Origin of the sequence: Virgisporangium aurantiacum (assembly GCF_016863635.1) — a bacterium.
Taxonomy (GTDB): Bacteria; Actinomycetota; Actinomycetes; order Mycobacteriales; family Micromonosporaceae; genus Virgisporangium; species Virgisporangium aurantiacum.
Genome location: NZ_BOPG01000011.1, coordinates 135,612 through 156,779 on the forward strand (window position 1 = coordinate 135,612; position 21,168 = coordinate 156,779).

Genomic DNA, 21,168 nt, shown 5'->3' on the forward strand with positions numbered 1-21,168 from the left:
GACGCGGTAGGTGACGGTCATGCCGCCCCCGCCGAACGGGTTGAGCGGGTTGTCGTAGCGCACGTCCACCGCGGAGATCCGCGCGACCGCGCGGACCGGTCCGTTGACCCGGGTGTGCAGACGGGTGCCGACCCGGCGCTCGACGTTGACCGTCTGCCCCTCCGGGGTGGTCTGCGGCGTGGTGATCGACGCGACGATCCCACCCGAGTGGTCGCCGGGTGCCGCGTTCGCCGGCACGCGCAGCGTGAACGGAATGTCGAGCCGGGTCCGGGGCGGCACCGTGTGGTCGCGGCCGGCGAGGGTCACCCAGGTGCCGATGTCGCGTGGCTCCTGGGCCGCCGTGAGGAGTGCGTAGGCGCCGTCCGGGCTGTTGAACGCGTCGGTGGCGTACACGGCGACGGTCAGCGGCGTGGTGCCCAGGTTGTTGATCGACACGTGGTCGGTGACCTGTTCGCCGGGCTTGAGCCGGTAGTCGAACGCGTTGCGCGGCGGCTGTCCGGCCGCCGACACGGGCAGCACGGACCACTTGCTGCCGTCGTCGTCCGGCGCGGCGGGGGCCGGCGCCGGCGCGGCGACCGGGCCGGCGACGAGGCCGGCGACAAGGGCAGCGATCAGCAGTGCGGCGGTCCGGGATGGCATCGGTCGCTCCAGGGGGCGTCTTGTCGGAACACGCGAGGTCGGACACGGGCGACCTCGGAACACGCGAGGTCGGAACACGCGAGCTCGAACACGGCAACGAGGTACCGCGGCCGGGTCGCCGCGGTACCTCGTCACGGATCGGTCTTTCCTCAGTGCCGGCTCAGATCAGCGTCAGCGTCAACGTGCCGGTGTAGGTGCCCGGAACGGTGTCGCCCGGAACGGTGAGCGTGAGCCCGGCGTCACAGGCGAACACGCCCGCGCTGTCGCCCTCCGAACCCCGGCACAGCACGGTCGGGGCACCGAGGTTCGCCGACGGGCCGGCCTGCACGGTGCCGCCGCCGCTCGTGGTGTTGCCCGACGGCGCCCAGCTGAGGTTGCCGGCCGGGATCGCACCCGAGCCGCCCTGCTGGGTGAAGCCGGGGAACTGGCCGGTGACGTTCCAACCGGCGTTGGTACCCCGGTAGTCGGTCACGGTCACGTCGTTCAGCGAACCGGTGGCGCTACCGCCGACGGTGCCGGCCAACGCGACCGGTGCCGCCGACGACTCGATCGAGAACGCACCGGCCTCGATCGTGGCGTTGAGCGGCTGGCTGACCGACTGGCCACCGGCCGGCGTCACGGAGTAGTTCAGAGCCGCCGAGGTGGAAGCCTTGAACGCGGCCGGGTCCGCCGGGGTGAAGGCGGCGGTCAGCGCCGACACACCGTCCGGAAGCACCACATTGGACAGCACGGCGGTGCCACCCGTGACGGTCGCCGTGCCGAGAGACACGTCGGCCCGGAAGAACTGCACCGAACCCGCGGCGGCCGGCGTGACGGTCGCCGTCAGGGTGATCGGCGTCCCGGCCGGCTGCGGGGACGTCGGGCTCGCGGACAGCGCGGTGCTGGTCGCCTCCGCGCCGGCGGGCGGCGTGGTGGTCCAGGTGCCGCCCTGCACGAAGATCGGGGTCACGAACCGGTCCGGGTGCCGGCCCGCGGTCAGGCTGAAGCACTCCACGACGACCCACCACTCGCCGTCGGCTGGAGCCTGGCCGAGCGCGGTCTGGAACGACCGGTTGGGGTTGACGGTGACCGGGCTCTGGTCGTAGCCGCCACCACCGAGCGACGGCGCGAGGTTGGTGAACGGACCGGTGTTGGCCGGCCCGATGCGCAACGCCGCTTCCTCGCCGAACGTCGCCGGGCACGCCACCGACGTGGTGGCGCTGGCGAAGATCGGCGTCGCGGTGACCGTGCCGGACTGCTGCGACAGGTTGACCGTGCCCAGCGGAGCGGCCTGCGCGGGCGTGGCAACCACGACGAGCGCACCCGCGGCGACGATCGCACCGGCGGCCACGGTGACTGCCCGGGTGAGCAGACGCCTAGTCATTGATCACGTCCTCTCAAAGTTGTGACCGGGAACAGCAACCCCGGTTCCCGCTCAGCCTCGGGATGCGCCGTGACCCGGGAGGCAGGCCATGGCTGACGCCGGACATGCGACAGGCGAACAATGGGTGTTCGCGAATCATCCGAACCGCCCGTGGACGTAGTCCGACGTCCGCTGGTCCTGCGGACTGTCGAACATCGACCCCGTCGGCCCGTGCTCGACGATGGCACCGGGCGAGCCGTGCTCGGCGAGAAAGAACGCGCACTCGTCCGACACCCGCGCGGCCTGTTGCATGTTGTGCGTGACGATCACGATCGTCACCTCGGTCACCAGTTCGGCGATGGTCTCCTCGATGCGCCGGGTCGAGGTCGGGTCCAGCGCCGAGCACGGCTCGTCCATCAGCAGCACCCGCGGCCGCACGGCCAGCGCCCGGCCGATGCACAGCCGCTGCTGCTGCCCACCGGACAGCGCGCCGCCGGGGTCGCGCAGGCGGTCGCGGACCTCGCGCCACAGGCCGGCCTTGGTAAGGCACTCCTCCACCAGGTCGTCGCGCTCGCGGCGGGTCACCCGCACACCGGTGAGCTTCAGACCGGCGACGACGTTGTCGTAAACCGACATCGCCGGGAACGGATTGGGTTTCTGGAACACCATGCCGATCTGGCGCCGCGCGTCGATGACCCGCCGCTGCGGCTCGTAGATGTCGTTGCCGTCGAGGCGCACCTCACCGGCCAGCGACGCACCCGGAACCAGTTCGTGCATCCGGTTGAGGATGCGCAGGAACGTCGACTTGCCGCAGCCGGACGGCCCGATCAGTGCGGTGACGCGACCGGCGGGCATGACCAGCGACACCTGGTCGAGGACCTTGTGGCTGCCGAACCACGCCGAGACCGCGTCGGCGTGCAGCTCGGCGAGCGTCATCAGCTGCTGGGTCATGCGGTTCTCCTCGCGGTCACAACAGGTTCGGTAGCAGGCGGGCAGCGGCGTCCACAGTGGACGCCCCGACGTACAGGAGCACCGGCACGCCGACGATCCACGCCTGCCAGCGACCCCAGCGGACCCGCGCCCAGGCGAGCCCGAGCGCGGCGACGAGGAGCAACTGGGTCCACAGGACGAGCGGCATCCACGCGTCGCGGTCGGTGGCCAACGCCTGCTCCGACGGCGGCAGCGATGCCGTCCCGAACCGGCGCGCGGCCGCCGGCTGTGCCGGCGAGGTCAGGTCGGCGTAGACGTAGAGCAGGTCGGTCGGCATCCAGCGCGGCCCGTCCGCGGTGACGAGCACGAGCCGCCCGTCGGAGGACTCGGGTGGGGCCGGCAGCGGTTCCCCGGGCCGACGCACCGCGGTGACGCGGTAGGTGTGCTCGCCCTGGCCGGTCACCGCGTGGATCCCGTCACCGGGCAGCAGCCGGTTCAACCGGCCGAACGGCCCGCCGTACGCGGCGCGCCGCCCCATGACGACGCTGGTTCCCGACTGTCCGGGTAGGACGGTGTCCCGGCGGTGTCCGGGCCCGGCCTGCAGCACGCCACCGGTGGTGCCCTCGAACACGACGGTGCGCAGCTTCAGCGCGGGAATGCGGAGCACCGCCACGGCCGTGCCCGGCGGCACCAGGCGCCCGTCCTGATCGGCCTGCCCGACCGGAGCGGTTCCGGTGGCCAGGTCGATCCGGAAGTCCGCGAGCGTGACCTCCTGCCGGCGCTCGAAGGCGAGCTGGGACACCAGGGTCAGCTGGGCCAGGAACCCCAGGATCAGCACCGCGAGAACGCTGAGCGCGGCACCCGGCAGATACAGCGCCAGCGGCAGCACAGGTGCCGGGTCCGCCGCGTCGACCGGCTCCGCCGGAAGGTCCGGCTCTCCGGCGTCGTCCGGATCGGGGCCGACCTCCGCCACGGTTTCGCCGGGTTCGGCCGGCTCGACGTCGGGCGCGGGTGCCACGAGCGTCATGTGTCCGTGCCGTCGCGGTTGGCCTTCGCCTGGCGGCCGGCGCGGCGCGAGCCGACCCGGGCGCCCAGGATCGCCACGATGCCGGCGCCGATGAGCGCGAGACCGGCGGTGGAGATCAGCGGAATGTTCATGCCCGTGGTCGGTAGCGGGCCCGTCGACTCGGTGGGGTCGACGGTCGGATCATCGGTTCCGGACGGCGTCGCCGTCGCCGTGGTGGTCGGGGTGGTCGATGTCGACCTCGACGCCGTCGGTGTGGTGGACGTCGACGACGACGGGGTCGGGTTCGTTCCCTCCACGACGTACACGAGGACCGGCGACGTCGACGCCTCGTAGGCGTCGTCGTCGGTCGGCACGAAGGCCGCGGTGACGGACCTGTTGTTGGCCTGGTTCCAGGTGACCTTGATCGCGGCCGTGCCGCTCACGACGTCGACGGGCGAGGTGATCTGCGCGGTGCCGTCGAAGAACGCCACCTTCCCCACGGCGTTGGCGGGAATCACCGTCGCGGTGAGCGTCACCTCGGTCCCCGGTACCTGCGGCGACCGCGGCGTGGCGGCCACGTGGATGGCGGTCTCGACCGGACCCGGGGATGTTCCGGTGATCTCGTACGGCACGGAACCGGACTCGGCGGGGTCGTACGGGCCCGCCGGCGTGTACGACGCCGTGAACGACTTGCCACCGACCCGCAGGTCGTTCGCCGTCCGGGTGGCGGTGCCGGACACCACCGGCACCGGGTCGCCCACGGGCTCGCCGTTGTTGCGGAACTGCACCGTGCCGACCGCCGTCGCCGGGGTCACGGTCGCGGTGAGCGTCACGTTCTGGCCGGCCGCCTGGGTGCCCTGCGGCGCGGCCGTCAGGGCGAGGGTCGTCGGTGCCGATTCGATGCCCGTGCTCCAGGTGGACCCGGTGACCGTGACCGGGGTGACGAACCGGTCCGGGTGCTTGCCGGCCGTCAGGCTGAAGCACTCCACGACGACCCAGTAGACGCCGTCGGCCGGCGGCGCACCCAGCGCCTGCGCCAGGGAACGGTTGGGGGCCGCCGTCACCGGGGCGGTGTCGTAGCCGCCACCACCCAGCGACGGGGTGAGGTTCGCGAACGGCCCGGTCTCCGCCGGACCGACCCGCAACGCCGCCTCCTCGCCGTACGTGGCCGGGCACGGCGCCGAGGTCGTCGCGCCGGTGAACATCGGGGTGTCGGTGACCGATCCCGACTGGTGGCTCAGGGTCACCGTGCCGAGCGCGGCCGCGGCGGCGTTGTTCACCGCGAACGCGAGCGTTCCGGCCACCACGATCAGCACGGCGCCCAGGGCGGCCGAGATCCGACCGGCGACCTGAAGAGTCCGGCGGGTCACGTCAGCTCCTTCCGCCGGCCGAACCGGCCCGCCTGCGCCGCGCCATGACGCCGCCGGTCGCCAGCGCGATCAGCAGGACGAGGCCACCGGCGAGGAATTCGATCGGGACGCCGCCCGGGCCGGCGCGGCGCTCGGCCGCAGTGCGGGTGCGTTCCCCGTCCGGTCCGGAACCCGGTCCGGGTGCGCCCGTCGACGTGGCCGTCGACGCGGCTGTCGACGTCGTGGGGGCCGCGCCGTCGCCCGGCCGCCCGGGAGCGGAACCAGAGGCGCCCGCGGGCGGTGAACCGAGCCGCCACGCGGTGCCCGTCACGGTGACCGGAGTGACGAAGCGTTCGGTGATCCGGCCGGCATCGGGGCTGAAGCATTCGACGACGACCAGCCATTCGCCGTCGGCGGGACGCCCACCGAGCGCGGTCGCGAACGACCGGTCCGGCCGGAAGGTCACCGGCGCCCGGTCGTAGCCACCGGCCGCCAACGGCTTGGCCAGGTTGGTGAACGGGCCTTCCGGCCGGCCGATCCGGATCAGCGCGTTCGCGCCGAATCCGGCCGGGCACGGCGCCGACGTGGTGGCGGTGGTGAACATCGGCGCGTCGGTGACCGTGCCGGACGCCTGGCCGATCGTCACCGCGCCGAGCGGAGCGGCGCGCGCCGGTGTCGCCACGACCCCCGTCAGCGTTACGGCCAGCAACACGGCCACCAGCCCGGCGGCCACCGGACGGATCGTCATCACGGTCATCGGCAATGCCTTTCCGCAAGAGTCTCGAACGGGTCGCCGGGTCGGGCGACCGGACGGCCGCCCGACCCGGCGCGGGTCACCCGGTGATCAGGAGTTGGCCTTCAGGTCGGTCGTGCCGCAGGTCTGGTGGAACAGGTCGGTAGTGGTCGTGCGCACGCCGAAGCCCAGCAGTTCGACGACGCGGCGCGGGTTGCCGCCGACGTTCACCGTCTGGTTGCACACCAGCGCGTCGGAGCCGACGAACACCTGGTCGATGAGCGGCTCGGCGAGGCGGTTGGTGCCGACGACGTGGTACACGTCCCGGTTGAGCGGGTAGTTCGGGTTGAGCACGCCGCCGACGACCGGCTGCTGCACCGGCTGCCCCGGCCGGTTCATGCCGGTCAGGATCGCGTCTCCCCGACGGTCCTGGACGGTGACCGACGGGATCGCGGCCGTGATCGCGGCGCTGTTGGTCTGCGCGATGAACTGCGCGGCCGAGAACGGCACGATCCGGTTGGGGTTGCCGGTGAGAACCGAGCCGTCGTGCTCCTGCGGGAACGCAACGGCGGTCAGGCACGGCACGTCGCCGAGGGTGATCTCCTGCTCGGTGATCTCCATCTGCTGCAGCCAGAACTGCCGGGTGCCCGAGCCCGCCTGCGGGATCACCGGCTGCGCCGGCAGGCCGGTGATGTTGTTGTCGAAGCACTTGAACACCCGCTGGATGCGGGCGAACGAGTTGTTGCGCGGGAAGTCGCTGTTCCGGTTGATGGCCGGCGCGACGGCGTCGACACCGGCCGGGATGTAGGTCAGCGAACCGGTCGTGCCCGCGACGGTGCCGGAGTACGCCGACGAGCGCGCCGCGTCGACACACCCGACGACGTTGTCGCCCTGGAAGATCCCGGCGCCGGCGCCGAGATCCTGGCCCAGCGCGGCCCGCAGCGCCTGCCGCCCGGCGCCCGACCCGTTCGGCCGGGTGAACGAGCAGCCGGTGTCCTTCGTGGTGACGCGGGTCGTGCCGCCGACCGGCGGACGGGCGTCCCACGACGCGACGGCCTTGCCACCGTTGGCGACGACGGTCTCGGCGAGGGCGTTACCAAGGTCCTGCGTGGTGTCGGAGCCGACCATCGCGATCGGCCGCGCCGTCGGGGCGGACGGGTCGGCGAGCGCGGGGGTGGCGGTCAGCAGCAGGACGAGCGCGCCCAGGCTCGCTCCGGCCACGTGTCGAAGTGACTTTACGTTCACGCTTTCTCCCTTTCCGAGAGCCTTCGTGAGTGGAGAAATCCACCGTGTCCGCACTGCGACAACACGGCTGACCGAAAGCCTTCCGGTGCCGGAGCCGGTCGGGATACCTGACTTCGGCGAACGTTCCGTGCGCTTTTCATCGCCCGCACTTAGGCGAGATGAACGTTCGGCGTGGCACCTAACCCACCCCCGCTCGCCGGAGTTTCGCGCGCGCGTAGGCGAGCAGTCCCGGCCCGGCGACCGCGCCGACTCCGCCGGCCACGAGCAGCACGACGAGGACCATCCGGATGACGCCGAGCGGGTTGCCGGGCGCCACCCCGGAGGTGGTGACCGCCGGCGGGGCGCTGGACGAACCGCCCGACGACGGCGGTGGAACACCCGCGTTCGGCACGGACGCCGGTGGGGTCGTCCCGCCCGCGGGCGCCTGCGTCCCCGTGTCCGCCCCGGGTTCCTCCGTCGGCGGGACGTAGACGAAGTTCTGGATCTCGTTCGCGGCCCGCTCGGTCTGCGCCCGCATGGCCTGCGGCAGCGGGGCGTACCCCGGTGGTAGTTGGCCGCGCTGGAAGCCCGGTGTCTGGCCGGCGCCGGCGGCGTACCGCAGCAGCGTCGCGTAGTCCTTGCGGCCGGCCGTGTCCGCGTTGAGCGCGGCCGCCGCGTAGGTCACCATCGTGAGCGGGTAGGCGCCCGTCGTCGCGGCGACCTTGGCGGGGTCGATGGCCCGCACGTTGTCGATGTCGGTCGGCACCATGGCGTCGGTGGCCGCCACCATCGACGCGGTGGTGGCGGAGCGGCAGTCGTCGGGGCGGAGCGTGCCGTCGGTGCCGCGGGCCGGGCGGCACAACTGTGCGGTGTGCAACCCGTAGCGTGCGGCCGACGCCGAGTCGGCGATGCCCATCACGAACCGGTAGGTGATCTCCTGCGGCGCGTCGGCCTTGTAGTTGCCGGTCTGCCCCTCGTTCGCCGGTGGTTCCCACAGGATCTGCTGCTTGGTGTCGGCCCGCAGCGTCTGGTACGCCGTGTCCTCGATCGTCGAGGTGTAGGGCGTGTACTCGAACGCGCAGGGCCCGACGTCGGGCCGCTGGTACGGCAGGAGGTTCGGCAGCTCCGGCGGCGGCGCGCAGGTCTGGTCCGCCTTCGGGAAGTACTCGGCCGGCGCGGCGACGAAGTCGGCGTAGTTCGGATTGACCTTCATCCCGGACTCGTCCGGCGTGCCCTGCATCCACGCCTTCGCCTCGGGATCGGCCAGGATCCACCGCCACACCTCGCGGGCGTACGCGTAGTTGCCGTTGGGCACCATGATTCCGAGTGGACGGTGCGACGGCGCGACGAAAGCGAGCGACGGGTTCAACTGGAGGAACTCGGGATCGTCCACAATGGAGCGTCGGTTGGCCTTCAGGTGCTCGACCTTCTCGCCGTTGGGCAGGTCGCGTTGGTACGACTGGGTCAGCAGCTTGGCCACCAGGCGCGGGGTGAGTCGGAGATCGCGCACCGGGGTCCCCCGCAAACCCGCGACCTCGGCCGGCGGCTCCCCCTGAGCCGGATCCATCCGGAAGTCGATGTTGAAGGTGATCACCGCGGCGGACACCGCGACCGGTGCGTGCACGATGCCCCACTGGCCCTCGGCCGGTACCACCGGTTCGGCGGTGAACGCCAACCCCGGAGCGGTGTCGAAGGGCTCCAGCACCTGGGCTCCGCCCTCGGCGTCGCCGACGTGCGAGAAGCCGAAGATCGGCCCGTTGCCGGCGCACAGCGCGGGCTGCCAGGACTGCATGGCGGCGCCGATGAACTGGGTGCCGACGGTGCGGCGCTCGGCCCCCGAGCGGCAGGCCGCCTCGACCGGGACGAACTCGAGCGGGAAGAACAACGCGTCGCCGAACACGGCCGTCGTCAAGGGGCTGCGGTGGCGCGGGGCCGCGAGCACGGAGCCGTCGACGTCGTGCGCCCCGCGCGGCACCACCGCGAGCCAGCAGGCGCGCGGACCGTCGCCGACGACCTTGCCGCAGCCCAGATGCGGGTCGCGGCTGGCGTTGCGGACCTCGAACGTCGCCCGACCCGTGCCGTCGCCGCCGGTGGGAACCTGGCTCACCTCGTTCGTGGTGTACGGGGTGAAGTAGTTCGACAGGACCTCCCAGTTGTAGGCCGGGCCGGTCGTCCCCGCCACCTTGCTGTCCGGGAACGGGCTCGTGGAACTGCCGTCCGGGGTGCGGGCGCGGTCGAGCTGCGAGTAGAACGGGATCATGCGCGCGTCCGCGGGCAGGGCGTCCGGGACGACCGCCTCCTCCACCGGCTTGCGGTTCTCCTCCCGCGGAACCGTCGTACCGACCTCCCGGATGCCCGCGCCCCACACGCACGTCTCGCGGAAGTCCGGCGCCTGCGGGTCGGCACCGGAACACTGCATGATCTGCAGATAGTTCGTCATGATGTCCCGGCCGGAGAACGCGCTCTTCGCACCGCCGGTCCAGGTCACCGAGATCGCCTGATTCGACAGGGCTTTCGTCTGCGAGACGGTCACCGTCAGCGAGCTGAAGTCGTCGCCCAGCCGGCTCGGGCGTCCGGTGAGCGTCAGCGCCGAATCCGTCGGGTCGTCCGGACCCGCGGTGGCCCGGTTCGTCGTGCCGGGCGCGAGCGCGAACAGGGACACGGCACTCACCACCGCGACGACCGCCGCGACGGCGCGGAGAACCCGCCCGGTCATGACGGGTCCCCACTTCGTGGTGACCCGCCCCGACCGGGAGGGCTCTGCCCGATGATGCCCTCGCTCCGCTCGGTCATGGCCGACCGCCCGGCCGCCGCAACCGCCGCGCCATCAACGGTGGACCGAGCACGAGGGCGAGCAGCAGCAGGCCGGCCACCACCATGATCGTGTGGTGGGTGCGCCAGCCGCGCGCGGCGTCCAGCGACACCGGCACCCCGGCCACGTACTCGCCACCGGAACCACCACCGGCCGGCTCGCCGGTGACCGGATCGACCGCCTCGCCGCTCGGATCGGCCGCACCGCTCGGGCCGGTGGTGGCGCCCGTGCCGCCACCGGTCGTCGTCTCCTCCGTCGCACCAGCGGTGCCGGTGGAGCACTGCTGCGGGCCGCCCTTGCGGTCGCACTCCGGCGGTTGCGGCGCGGTGACCGCCAGCGTGTTCTGGCCGTTGGTGGAGAACGTCGGGTTGTTGCACGTTCGCAGGTTGGCCGGCTCCTCCACCACACCGGGGATCCGTTTCACCTGCGCGTATCCGGCCTGCACCAGGTTCATCGGCAGCGGCGAGTAGCCGAGCGACTCGGCCTGCTGCTGCCCCTCGCACAGCAGGTAGTAGCTGAACTTCGCGAGCGTGAACCCCTTGTCGAGCGTGATGGGCCGTTCGACCGCCGTGGGCAGGATCATGTACGAGTAGGACGAGAGCGGGTACGCACGCTTGTCGTTGCTGGCGTAGACGTTGTCGAGCTTCTGCGTCAGGTAGTCGTCGGAGTTCGGGTTCGACGTCTCGATCTGCGCGTTCAACAGGGCCACCGCGACGCTGCGCGCGGTCGGCTCGACGTAGTAGCCGGCCTGGTTGAGAATCTTCGCGACCGGGAAGCTCGCGTTCTTGGCGTACGAGTACTCGACATAGGTGATGGTGCCTTCGTTCTGGTCCTGCCGGACATAGCCGGCCACCCCGTCCGACCCGGTGCGCGCCACGAACCCCTCGCTCGCCTTCTGCGGGTAGTACGACGTCAGGTCGCACGGCGGCGTCTTGCCGTGACGGGCGCAGTAGGCGTTCCACAGGTCCGGATGCTGCTTGCTCATCCAGAGCGTGAACTGCGCGCTGGTGCCGGATCCGTCGGCCCGGACGACCGGCACCACCTGGCGGGCCGGCAGGGTCAGACCCGGGTTGTCGGCCCTGATGGCCGGGTCGTTCCACATCTTGATGGCGCCGGTGAACATCTTGGCCACGGTCTCGCCCGACAGCCGCAGGTTCGTCACCCGCCGGCCGTTGATTTTGAGGTTGTACATGAACGCCGTGCCGCCCGCGACGATCGGCATGTACGTCATCTTGCGGGTGGGCCGGCTGTCGGCCGGCCGTCCGAGCGCGGAGTCCTTCAACCCGTAGGGAATCTCGGAGACCGCGAAGTCGACGGTGTTCTGGGCGAACTCCCGACGGCCGGCCGACGATCCGGTACCGGCGTAGCTGACCTCGATGTTGTTCTTCTTGACGTTCGCCGCCCACTGCCGGATCGCGTTCTGGCTCCACGTCGAACCGGCGCCCGCGATCGGCACGAGTTCGGCGGCGGACGCGGGCGCGGCCGGGAGGGCGGTGGCTGCGGCGACGAGCAGGACGACGGTCGCCAGTGCGCGTGCTTTCTGGGCCAGCGTGCTGGTCATGCGAGTTCCCCTGGTTCGGTAGGGCTTTCGAGATGTCCGGGTTCCGGACGGCGGTCCGCGTCACGGGCCGCGAACCGGTCGGCGTCCCGGGCCGACCGGCGGGCCCGGCGGCGCCACTGCCGCCGGCTGAGCTGGCCGGCGCCGCGGCCGCCGAGGATCCGGGCCAGCACGAACAGCACCAGAACGAGCAGCATGAGCGCCGCGCCCGCACCGAACCCGCGTGCGATCATCGACGGCTCGGGCGACCGCACCGAGTCGAACGTGAACAGCGGGAGCGACACCTGCGGGCCGGACAACGAATTGGCGTTCAGGCTCGTGGCGAACCCGGCGGTCAACAGGACCGGCGAGGTCTCCCCCACCACCCGGGCCGTGCCGAGAATGATCGCCGTGGCCAGCCCCGGACGGGCGGTGGGAAGGACGACGTGCCAGACCGTCCGCCACTGCGAGGCACCGAGCGCGAGCGACGCCTCCCGCAGCGTTCCCGGAATGAGGCGCAGCACCACGTCGGCCGCCCGCACGATGATGGGCAGGCCCATGATGCTCAGCGCCAGCGCCGCCGCCAGGCCGCACTTCTCGAAGCCGAGAATCAGGATCAGCGCGAGGAAGATGAACAGCCCCGCCACGATCGACGGCAGCGCGGTCATCGCCTCGACGATGGTGCGCACGAACCGGCTGAACCGGCCGGGCAGTTCACTGAGAAACACCGCGCAGAGCAGCCCGGCGGGCACGATGATCGCGAGACAGATCGCGACCTGTTCGAGCGTGCCGACGATCGCGTGCAGGGCGCCGCCGATGGTCAGCGGCTCCAACGGACCCGCCAGCGACATGTCCTCGGTCCAGAAGTTGAGGTGCCGCATCGCCGTCCAGCCGCGCACCAGCACGTACCCGACCACCAGCAGCAGCGCCGCCAGCAGCACGAAACCGGCGCTGTGCACGACCACCGACATCACCCGGTCGCGCACGGCGGGTCCGCGTTCGTCCAACGACACCAGCAGGGCATAGAGGACCAGGAACGCGACGTACCCGACGACCAGCGCACCGAGAACGCCGGTGAACGGGGTCAACTGGGTGAACAGCAACGCGGTCAGGCTGAACCCGGCCGCCGCGGCACCGAACAGCGCGTAGACGTCGGCACGGCGCACGCCGCCGACCTGGCGCCGCCGCTCGACCCGGCGCACGGCGGGCTCGGGGACGACGGTCGGCCCCGGGTCGTCGAGGTCGGACTTGCGAAGGTCGGACTTGCGAAGGTCGACCGCGGTCATCGCCGGAACCACCTACGCCTCGCTCGCCGCACCGGACCGGCTCCGCGTGATGATGGCGGAGGCGACCATGTTGACGATCAGCGTCAGCACGAACAGCACCAGCCCGGCGGCCATCAGCGCCGACAGCCCGAACTCCGTCGACTCGCCGAAGCGCTGTGCGATCAGCGCGGAGATCGAGTTGCCGCCGTTCTGCAGAACCTGCCACTTGATCTCGAAGACCGGCGAAATGATCATGTAGACGGCGATCGTCTCCCCCAGCGCCCGCCCCAGGCCGAGCATCGTGCCGCCGATCATGCCGCCGCGCCCGAACGGCAGCACGACGGCGCGGATCATCCCCCAGCGCGTGGCGCCCAGCGCGAGGGCGCCCTCCCGTTCACCGACCGGCGCCTGCGAGAAGACCTCCCGCATCACCGAGCAGATGATCGGGGTCACCATCATCGAGACGACCATGCCGGCGATGAACGTCGACGCCGTGTACACCGACACGGTCGCCAACGGGTTGGTCGGGTCGGCGCCGTCGACGCGGAACACCGGGATCCAGCCGAACCAGGTCGACAGCCAGCGCGCGACCGGCACGGCGGCGGGCTCCAGGAGGTACGCGCCCCACAGGCCGTAGACGACGCTCGGTACCGCGGCCATCAGGTCGACCAGGGCGATCAGGGCACGCCGGAAGCGACCCGGCGCGTACTCGGAGATGTACAGCGCGGTGCCGGTCGCGAGCGGGACCGCGAACGCGAGGGCGACCGCGGCGATGAGGACGGTGCCGACCAGCACCGCGGCGATGCCGAAGTTGCCGGAGTCGGGGTCCCAGGCGTCGGTGGTGAGGAAGGACATGCCGGCCACCCGCACGGCCGACCAGCCGCGGAGCAGCAGGAACAGCCCGACGAGCAGCATCACGAGCACGACCCCGGCGCCACCGGCGTAGGCGAGCACGCGGAACACCCGGTCGCCGCCGGAGACGCGGGACCGGACGGCCCGGGGCCGGTCGGCCGCGACCGGTGCCGGGGCCAGTGCGGTGCCTACCATCGGCCGCTCACGAGCCGGTGACCGCCGGCACCGTCCGACGGCAACGGTTCGCTCACCGAGCGGCCGGTGTCACCGCGCCGGTCCCGGCGCACCCGTCGCGCGCCCTCCACGATCGCCGCCTGCGGCACGGTGTCGAGGAAGCGGGCCAGGTTGTAGTTGCACTCGCGCACCCGCAGGTACGACCGGCTGGACACCGCGACCGGCTCGCCGTCCAGCTGCACCTGCCAGTTCCACTGCCCGGTCTCCTCGACCGCCACGACGGGGGCGCCGCGGTCGATGTCGGCCCGCACCCGTAGCACGGCGGCGTGGCAGCCGGGGTACGAGTCGTGCCGGACCGCCGACCGCCCCAATGGCCGGTTGTTCGGGGAGACCAGGATCCACAGGATCCTGTCGAGACCCGCTCCGGCGGGCCGGCCGGAGCCGGTCACCGCGTCGGCGTCATTCGGGTAGGCGGTCGGTACGGCGACGAAGACGAACCGCGACTGCTGCACCGCCAAAGGCTCGGAAGACCGGATGACGCCACACGCAGCCGAATACTCACGCCGGACATGCAGGAAATGAACAGCAGTTACCGGGGACCGGATCTGGCCGAACCGGTGGGGCCGTCCTGTCCGATCGGCCGGGGTGGCTCGCGCCTGCGGCGGGTGCGGAGATGGTCAAGGAGCCACCAGGTGTCGAACAGCGCAGCCGGGTACCGCTCGCGCGGGGACAGCCACATGCGCACGGCCGGTGTGGCGGCGCCGGGCACCGGCACCGGTTCGAGGACCACCACCCCGTCGTCGGAGGCGAACCGGCCGGCGCAGCCGTCGTCGTCGCAGCCGGTGACGACCGTCGTGCCGGGCCGGGTGCGGCGGACCTCGTCCCAGGTCTCGAACCAGTAGGCGCCCGCCGGGGCACCGGTCAGCACCACCACGACGCCGAGGGCCAGTAGCGCCTTCCGCCAGCCCGGCGGATCGTCGGTCACGCGGCCACCTCCCGCGCCGGCTCAGAAGTTGGCCAGCACGTCGCTGACGATCTGGGTCAGCGTGGTGGCGTTCGTGGCGTCGTAGGCCTCACCGCGGGAAGCCCGGGCGATCCGGTCGAGCGTGGCCCGGTCGGCGTCGGTGCCGTAGGCGATGGTGAAGACCGGCACCGGGTCGTCGGTGGTCCGCGCGAGATCGGCCAGCAGCCGGTCGAGGTCGGTGTCCGGCTGGTACTCGTTCGCGCCGTCGCTGAGCACGATGACCGCGTGGATGCGGCCGGTGCCCGTGGTCGGCCGCATGCTCTCGGCGGCCGCCCGGGTGACCGCGTACAGCGGCGTCCCGCCCCGTGGCGAGAGTCCCTGCACGGCCGCGCGGTACGCCTCCGCCGTCGACGACACCGGGCCGCGCGGCACCAGCGTCCGCCACGGATCCGCCCCCGGGGTGGAGCCGAACGCCCACAGGCCGAGTTCGTCGGTGGGCGCGAGCCGGTCCGGGATGGTGACCGCGGCCTCCTTGGCCAACTGCAGTCTCGTCTTCGCGGTGCCCGCCACGCGCTGGTTCATCGACCCCGAGACGTCGACCGCCATGAGGACACTCGCCGGCTTGCGCACCTCGTTCCACAGCTGCAGCGCCGCGTCCACAATGGACGCGCCCGGCGCCGGTAGCTGCCGGTACCCGGCCGTGGCGGAGAAAGCGTCGTCGCGCTTGAGCGCGCCACCGGCCCGGTCCTCCTCGTCGCGGAACCCGTTGTCCAGGAACAGTTTCTTCTGTGCCGGCTCGTGGACGAAGTCGAGAAACGCCTCCGCCGCGCGTTGCTTGACCGGCTCCGACCAGGGCGCCCTCAGCACCGCGTACGGGTTGTCGGACGCCATCGTCCCCTCCTTCGGGTAGACGGCGACCAACCGTGTTCCCGGTGGCGGCTGCTGCCCGTCCATGCCCAGGACGTGCCCCCGGTTGTACTGCCAGACCACCTGTTCCTCGAGCGCGATCGCGCTGACGTAGTCGGTGCCGCCGCCCTGCCGGTCGGCCTCGTAGAGGTTGTGCAGGAAGGGCGCGACGCTGGTTCCGTAGTGCACCGCGGCCGTCTCGATCGCGCGGGTGAGGTCGACGACCTGCGGCCGGTGCATCGTCTCCGGCGTCAACGGAGCGCCGCCCGCCGCCGCGGACACCGTGGCCAGCAACGCGTGCAGGCCGGTGGTCGAGGTGTTCGGATTGGTCTTGCCGACGGTGACCTCGCCCCACTCCGGATGGCCCTTGGCGGCCCAACCGGCCGGATCACCGACGAGCCCGGCCAGGTCCGCCCACCCGATCTCGGCCCGCGGCCAGCCGAGCGCGCGGGCCATCGGTTCCGGCAACGCGATCACCACGGGCGTGCGCGTCACCGAGGCGAGATCGGCGGGGATCGTCACCTGTCCCGGCTGCCCGGCGACGCGGGTCCGCAGCCGCTCGGTCCAGATGCTCGACGACGGTGTCCAGGCGTCCGGGCGCGGACCGTGCGCGTCGCTGTCCCAGCCCCGGCCCGCCGCGTCGGCGAGCAGGTCGGCCATCAACCGCGAGCTGTACGTGCTGATGTTCGCCCGCACACACCGCCCGTCGACGCCGTGCCCGGAGGTCCGGTAGCGCCGGGCGATCTCGGTGAGCGCCGGCACCTTCTCGTCCGAGGAGACGAGGTTGAACTCCACGCAGTTGTCCTGGGCCACCGGACCCGGACCGCCGGGCCGGTCGCACTGCGTCACGCCGATCACGACCGCGACTCCGGCGGCGACCAGACCGGCGATCCACCGCCGGCCGCGCCGACGCCGTGGCGGTCGCACCGGCCCAGGGGTTGGGCGCCGCGGCGCCGTCGTACCCGCGCCGGTCGACGGCCCTGTCGAAGACCCGGCCTCCGTGGAGGCGCCCGGCGTCGGCGGGGCCTCGGTGGAGACGCAGGGTGCCGGCGGGGCGACCGCCGGCCACGCGGGACGCACGCTGCCCTCCGCGACCACCAGTTCGGGTCGTTCGATCGTGGTCGGCGCGAGCCCGAACGCCTGATGCAACAGTGTTGCCACCAAAGGGATCCGCGACGAGCCACCGACCAGGAACACGCCCGTCACCTCGTCGGGCCGCAGCCCCGCCGCCCGCACGGCGGCCCGTGTCGACCGCACCGTGCGTTCCAGGATCGGGCCGGCGAGCTGCTCCAGTTGCTCGCGCCCGATCGGCGCGTCGTCGTTGAACAGCGGCACGTGAACGGTGGCCGTGCCGGAGCGCGACAGTCGTTCCTTCGCGACCCGGACGTCGTCCCACAGCTGCAGTGCCGCTCGCCGGTCCTCTCCCGTCGACGGTGCCGTCAGGCGGGCCCACCCGTGCGGATCGCGCGCGCCGTAGACGGTTCCGAGATAGGCCGTCAGGGCGGCGTCGATGTCCAGACCGCCGGTCTCGGCCAGGCCGCGGGTCGCCGCCACCTCGAACCCGTCCCCGGTGCGCCGCACCACCGACGCGTCGAACGTGCCGGCGCCGAAGTCGTACACCACCAGCGCGCCGCCGATCGGAAGCTCGCGTCCGGCGACGGCCGTGAACGACATCGCGGCCGCCTCCGGTTCAGCCATCAGGTGCGGATCGGCAAGGCCGGCGCGGGCGGCCGCCGCCCGCACCGTGTCGCGGCGGCGTGGGCCCCACGACGCGGGGCAGGTCAGGGTCACCGAACCGGGAGCGCCGCCGGCGATCCGGGTGGCCTCGGCGGCGACCCGGCCGAGCACCGCGCCGATCGCGGCCGCCACCGGCACGGCGGTGTCACCGAGCTGGATCTCGCCGTCGTCGATACAGCGCTTCGGATGCGGTTCGAACGCCTCCGGACGGACCCGCCCCGCGTACACGGCGTCACGACCGGCCAGCAACTGGCCCGCCTCGTCGAGGCACACCGCCGACGGCACCAGTTCCGAACCGTCGATGACAAGCGGCTTCACGTTCCCGTCCGGGAACCGCAGCACCGCCGCGGTGTTCGACGTCCCGAAGTCCACACCGAGCCGGTACAGCTCCGTCACGACCCGCATCGTATGAGGGTGTCGCCAGCCTCCGCGGTCACCGGTGACGCCGACGCCGCTGTGGTGCACGCGATGTTCATCCCGGCGACACCCGGTCGTCGTCATCGCCGAATGAGGCTGGAGCCGGCAGGCGCGGGATCGGGGAGGCTGTCGTGGACGAAGTGGACCGGATCATCCACCACGCACACCGTGGCCGATCGGCCGACGACGACCTGGGGCTCCTCGTGCCTGCCGTCGAGGCGCTGCGCCGCGGAGGTCTCAGCTATGCCCTGGACCATCTGCGGGTGGAGGCCTTCGACCGGGCCGCCGACGCGGCGCGACGCCTCGGCTCCGACGATCTGGACCGGACGCTGCGCTCGGCCGCCGAGATCGCCCGCGGTCATCGCGGGTTCGCTCTGGACCGGGCGACCGCCGACTTCGACCGCCGGCACGGGCCGGCAGCGCTGCACCGGGCGCTCCGCGAAACGGTGACCGCCCATCGGCGGACGGAGCCGGCAACGTCCGAGCCGGTGCCCGACGGCTGAGGGCACGGTCCGGATCAGGGTGCGGGGATCGTGGTCGACCACAGGGGGACGCCGTCGAGGTTGCGCAGCCGCACGGTCATCGCGCGGGTGTGTGCGTCGATGTCGACCTCGCCGAAGTGCTGGAAGCCATCCATCGGCGAGGTGTTCGCCTGGGGCGGCGTGTTGCTGAACACGACCTGCGGGCCGAACGTCGCGTCGAGGGCGTTGGGGCCGAAGGCGCCCGCGTTGGCCGGCCCGGCCACGAATTCCCAGAACGGGGTGAAGTCCGTGACGGCGGCGCGGCCGGGGTCGTAATGATGCGCCGCGGTGTAGTGGACGTCCGCGGTCAGCAGCACGATGCCGGTCACCCCGGCGCGGTGCGCGGCCCGCAGGATGTGGGCGAACTCCAGTTCGCGACCGAGCGGGGCGCCGGGGTCGCCCTGGGCGACACCCTCCTGCGCCGCCGCGCCGTCGGGAACGACCAGGCCGAGCGGCAGGTCGTTGGCGATGACCTTCCAGGTCGCCCGCGACCGCCGCAGGCCCCGGACGAGCCACTCCCGCTGCTCGGCGCCGAGCAGGCCACGGGCGGGATCGGCGTACGTGTTGCCGTCGTTCGGATCCTTGTACGTCCGCATGTCCAGCTTGAAGACGTCGAGCAGGGGACCGTAGGAGAACGACCGGTACAGCGGACCGGACGTGATCGGGACCCACTCGTGGAACGCCTGCCTGGCACGCGCCGCGAGCACGTCGACCCGCTTCTCGGTGTAGCGGTCGTCGGTCAGAACCTCACCCGGGTACCAGTTGTTGGTCACTTCGTGGTCGTCCCATTGGTTGATCTGCGGCACCTCAGCCAGGAAAGCCCGGAGGTTGGCGTCGAGAAGGTTGTACGCGTACTGGCCACGAAACTCCGGAAGGGTCTCGGCGACCTTGCTCTTCTCCGGTGTGGTGACGTTGCGCCACACCCGGCCGTCGGGCAGCGTGACCGACGGCTGGATCGGGCCGTCGGCGTAGACGGTGTCGCCGCTGCACAGGTAGAAGTCGGGCGTCAGCGCCCGCATCGCGCGGAAGATTCGCATCCCGCCGATGTCGGGGTTGATTCCCCAGCCCTGCCCGGCGATGTCACCGGTCCAGACGAAACGGATACCGTCGCGGCGCCCCGGGATCATGAGCGAACCGGTGAGGCGTTCCCCGGCCAGGCCGTGGTCGGCCGTCACCCAGGCCCGGTAGTAGGTCCGGGCGCCGCCCCGGAGCCCGCGCACCCGCACCATGCCGGTGAAATCGGTGGCCGGGCCCACGACCGGGCCGGTGACCACCCGGGCGTGCCGGAAGTCGGGTCGGCTGCTCACCTCGACCACCATCCGCCCCGACCGGTCGGCCCGGGTCCAGATGTTGGCGGCGTCGCCGACCGCGTCACCGCTCTGCACGCCGTGCGTCAGCCGCGGCCGTCCGGCCCGCACCAACGTCGGTGCGGCCGCGGGGCTGGCCGTCGTGCCGGCCGGGGCGGCCGTCCCGAATGCCGCGGGAACCGCGGAGCCGGCCGTCGCCGCCGCGACCGCCCCAAGAACCTGTCGCCGGTTCCACACCGAAGAGCCCACGGGATTCCCCTCCCTCACGCGACCACCGTCCCCGTTGGTCTATCGCCGGACCCGGGCGCCGGAATGTACCCGCCGTGAACGTGGGCTGGCGATCAGAACACGGCCGTTCTCATGGCGGGTCGCCGGGTCGATACTGAGGGCGTGATCCGTGAGAACTTCCGGGAGTACCTGGACCACCTTCTGAACAGCGGATACAGCGTGCGGCACGACGAGCACCTGTCTGATCCGGACCTGATCGATCCCGGTGGCAGCCCGGTCGAGACCTGGCGCGAAGACTACCCGTACGACGAGCGGCTCGACCGCGACGTCTACGAGGCGGAGAAGTACCAGCTGCAGATCGAGCTGCTGAAGTTCCAGTACTGGGCGCAGGACACCGCCACCCGGCACGTCGTCCTGTTCGAGGGTCGCGACGCCGCCGGCAAGGGCGGGACGATCAAGCGGTTCATGGAGCACCTCAACCCGCGCGCGGCCCGGGTCGTCGCCCTGACCAAGCCCACGGAGACCGAACGCGGCCAGTGGTACTTCCACCGCTACGTCGCCCAGCTGCCCACGGCCGGGGAGATCGTGCTGTTCGACCGGTCCTGGTACAACCGCGCCGGCGTCGAGCGGGTGATGGGCTTCTGCACCGATCGTGAGTACGAGATCTTCCTCCGGCAGGCTCCGCTGTTCGAGGAGATGCTCATCGAAAGCGGCTTCTCGCTGACCAAGCTGTGGTTCTCGGTGACCCATTCCGAACAGCGGACCCGGTTCGCGATCCGGCAGATCGACCCGGTGCGTCGCTGGAAACTGTCGCCGATGGACATCGAGTCCCTCGACCGCTGGGACGCCTACACCGCCGCCAAGGAGACGATGATCGAGTGCACCGACACCGACCACGCTCCGTGGACCTCGATCAAGAGCAACGACAAGAAACGCGCCCGCATCAACGCGATGCGGTTCTTCCTCAACCAGTTCGACTACGACGGCAAGGACGACTCGGTGGTCCACCCCGCGGATCCGCTGGTCGTCCAGCGTGGCCGCGACTCGGTCAAGGACTGACGATCAGCGCGCCCGGTGCCGACCTCGCCGACACGTTCGATCCCGACCTCGCGACCGCCCGCCAGGCGCTGGTCAGCGCCACCATCGACCGGGCCCTGTGCCGGTGAATCGGTGAACACGACCTGAACGGCGGGAGCCGGTCCGTTCGACCCGACGTTTCCCGGAG

General features: G+C 71.9%; 16 protein-coding genes. 2 read left to right on the top strand and 14 right to left on the bottom strand.

Annotated elements, in window-relative coordinates; all coding sequences use genetic code 11:
- Positions 1 to 799 precede the first annotated feature (799 nt).
- From Vau01_RS08525 to Vau01_RS08585, 13 genes are all read right to left on the bottom strand, one after another.
- Positions 800 to 2,002, bottom strand: a complete 1,203-nt coding sequence (locus tag Vau01_RS08525) for an Ig-like domain repeat protein (RefSeq protein ID WP_203988974.1) — start codon at positions 2,000 to 2,002, stop codon at positions 800 to 802.
- Between the two features lie 135 nt (positions 2,003 to 2,137).
- Positions 2,138 to 2,932, bottom strand: a complete 795-nt coding sequence (locus tag Vau01_RS08530) for a phosphate ABC transporter ATP-binding protein (RefSeq protein WP_239151423.1) — start codon at positions 2,930 to 2,932, stop codon at positions 2,138 to 2,140.
- A 16-nt stretch (positions 2,933 to 2,948) separates the two neighbouring features.
- Positions 2,949 to 3,938, bottom strand: coding sequence for a sortase (locus tag Vau01_RS08535; protein WP_203988977.1), 990 nt, complete (start codon positions 3,936 to 3,938; stop codon positions 2,949 to 2,951).
- Positions 3,935 to 5,287, bottom strand: coding sequence for an Ig-like domain-containing protein (locus Vau01_RS08540; RefSeq protein ID WP_203988978.1), 1,353 nt, complete (start codon positions 5,285 to 5,287; stop codon positions 3,935 to 3,937). The genes Vau01_RS08535 and Vau01_RS08540 overlap by 4 nt, the downstream gene beginning before the upstream one ends.
- A 1-nt stretch (position 5,288) precedes the next feature.
- The gene (locus Vau01_RS08545) at positions 5,289 to 6,023 is read right to left on the bottom strand and encodes a hypothetical protein (RefSeq protein ID WP_203988980.1); all 735 of its coding nucleotides are present in this window, start codon (positions 6,021 to 6,023) and stop codon (positions 5,289 to 5,291) included.
- An 87-nt stretch (positions 6,024 to 6,110) separates the two neighbouring features.
- Positions 6,111 to 7,244, bottom strand: a complete 1,134-nt coding sequence (locus Vau01_RS08550; protein WP_203988982.1) for a hypothetical protein — start codon at positions 7,242 to 7,244, stop codon at positions 6,111 to 6,113.
- 178 nt (positions 7,245 to 7,422) lie between these two features.
- Complete coding sequence (locus Vau01_RS08555; protein ID WP_203988984.1) at positions 7,423 to 9,939, bottom strand: hypothetical protein; 2,517 nt, start codon at positions 9,937 to 9,939, stop codon at positions 7,423 to 7,425.
- A gap of 73 nt (positions 9,940 to 10,012) precedes the next feature.
- On the bottom strand, positions 10,013 to 11,596 hold the full coding sequence (gene pstS, locus Vau01_RS08560; protein WP_203988994.1) for a phosphate ABC transporter substrate-binding protein PstS: 1,584 nt from the start codon (positions 11,594 to 11,596) through the stop codon (positions 10,013 to 10,015).
- A complete protein-coding gene (gene pstA / locus Vau01_RS08565; protein ID WP_203988996.1) occupies positions 11,593 to 12,858 on the bottom strand; it encodes a phosphate ABC transporter permease PstA in 1,266 nt (421 codons plus the stop codon). Before pstA ends, pstS begins: the two co-directional genes overlap by 4 nt.
- A 12-nt stretch (positions 12,859 to 12,870) precedes the next feature.
- Entirely contained in the window at positions 12,871 to 13,884 is a 1,014-nt protein-coding gene (gene pstC / locus Vau01_RS08570) for a phosphate ABC transporter permease subunit PstC (RefSeq protein WP_203988998.1), read from the bottom strand.
- On the bottom strand, positions 13,878 to 14,375 hold the full coding sequence (locus Vau01_RS08575) for a hypothetical protein (RefSeq protein ID WP_203989000.1): 498 nt from the start codon (positions 14,373 to 14,375) through the stop codon (positions 13,878 to 13,880). Before Vau01_RS08575 ends, pstC begins: the two co-directional genes overlap by 7 nt.
- Before the next feature lie 77 nt (positions 14,376 to 14,452).
- Entirely contained in the window at positions 14,453 to 14,848 is a 396-nt protein-coding gene (locus Vau01_RS08580) for a hypothetical protein (RefSeq protein ID WP_203989002.1), read from the bottom strand.
- Positions 14,849 to 14,869: 21 nt separating this feature from the next.
- Positions 14,870 to 17,866 (bottom strand): Hsp70 family protein, encoded by a 2,997-nt coding sequence (locus tag Vau01_RS08585; RefSeq protein ID WP_203989004.1) that lies wholly within the window; start codon positions 17,864 to 17,866, stop codon positions 14,870 to 14,872.
- 152 nt (positions 17,867 to 18,018) lie between these two features.
- On the opposite strand from Vau01_RS08585, the gene Vau01_RS08590 reads away from it, so the two are divergent.
- Positions 18,019 to 18,390 (top strand): hypothetical protein, encoded by a 372-nt coding sequence (locus tag Vau01_RS08590; RefSeq protein ID WP_203989006.1) that lies wholly within the window; start codon positions 18,019 to 18,021, stop codon positions 18,388 to 18,390.
- Between the two features lie 14 nt (positions 18,391 to 18,404).
- Here Vau01_RS08590 and Vau01_RS08595 read toward each other — a convergent pair whose 3' ends face one another.
- Positions 18,405 to 19,964, bottom strand: coding sequence for an alkaline phosphatase D family protein (locus Vau01_RS08595; protein WP_203989008.1), 1,560 nt, complete (start codon positions 19,962 to 19,964; stop codon positions 18,405 to 18,407).
- A gap of 141 nt (positions 19,965 to 20,105) precedes the next feature.
- Here Vau01_RS08595 and ppk2 point away from each other — a divergent pair, with 141 nt between their 5' ends.
- Entirely contained in the window at positions 20,106 to 21,002 is an 897-nt protein-coding gene (ppk2, locus tag Vau01_RS08600; protein WP_239151424.1) for a polyphosphate kinase 2, read from the top strand.
- The last annotated feature ends 166 nt before the right edge of the window (positions 21,003 to 21,168 follow it).

Bases quoted from the DNA above. Each gene is read 5' to 3' on its own strand.
- pstS (WP_203988994.1), bottom strand. From the start codon at position 11,596: ATGACCAGCACGCTGGCCCAGAAAGCACGCGCACTGGCGACCGTCGTC.
- Vau01_RS08530 (WP_239151423.1), bottom strand. From the start codon at position 2,932: ATGACCCAGCAGCTGATGACGCTCGCCGAGCTGCACGCCGACGCGGTC.
- pstC (WP_203988998.1), bottom strand. From the start codon at position 13,884: ATGGTAGGCACCGCACTGGCCCCGGCACCGGTCGCGGCCGACCGGCCC.
- pstA (WP_203988996.1), bottom strand. From the start codon at position 12,858: ATGACCGCGGTCGACCTTCGCAAGTCCGACCTTCGCAAGTCCGACCTC.
- Vau01_RS08535 (WP_203988977.1), bottom strand. From the start codon at position 3,938: ATGACGCTCGTGGCACCCGCGCCCGACGTCGAGCCGGCCGAACCCGGC.
- Vau01_RS08525 (WP_203988974.1), bottom strand. From the start codon at position 2,002: ATGACTAGGCGTCTGCTCACCCGGGCAGTCACCGTGGCCGCCGGTGCG.
- Vau01_RS08555 (WP_203988984.1), bottom strand. From the start codon at position 9,939: ATGACCGGGCGGGTTCTCCGCGCCGTCGCGGCGGTCGTCGCGGTGGTG.
- Vau01_RS08545 (WP_203988980.1), bottom strand. From the start codon at position 6,023: ATGACCGTGATGACGATCCGTCCGGTGGCCGCCGGGCTGGTGGCCGTG.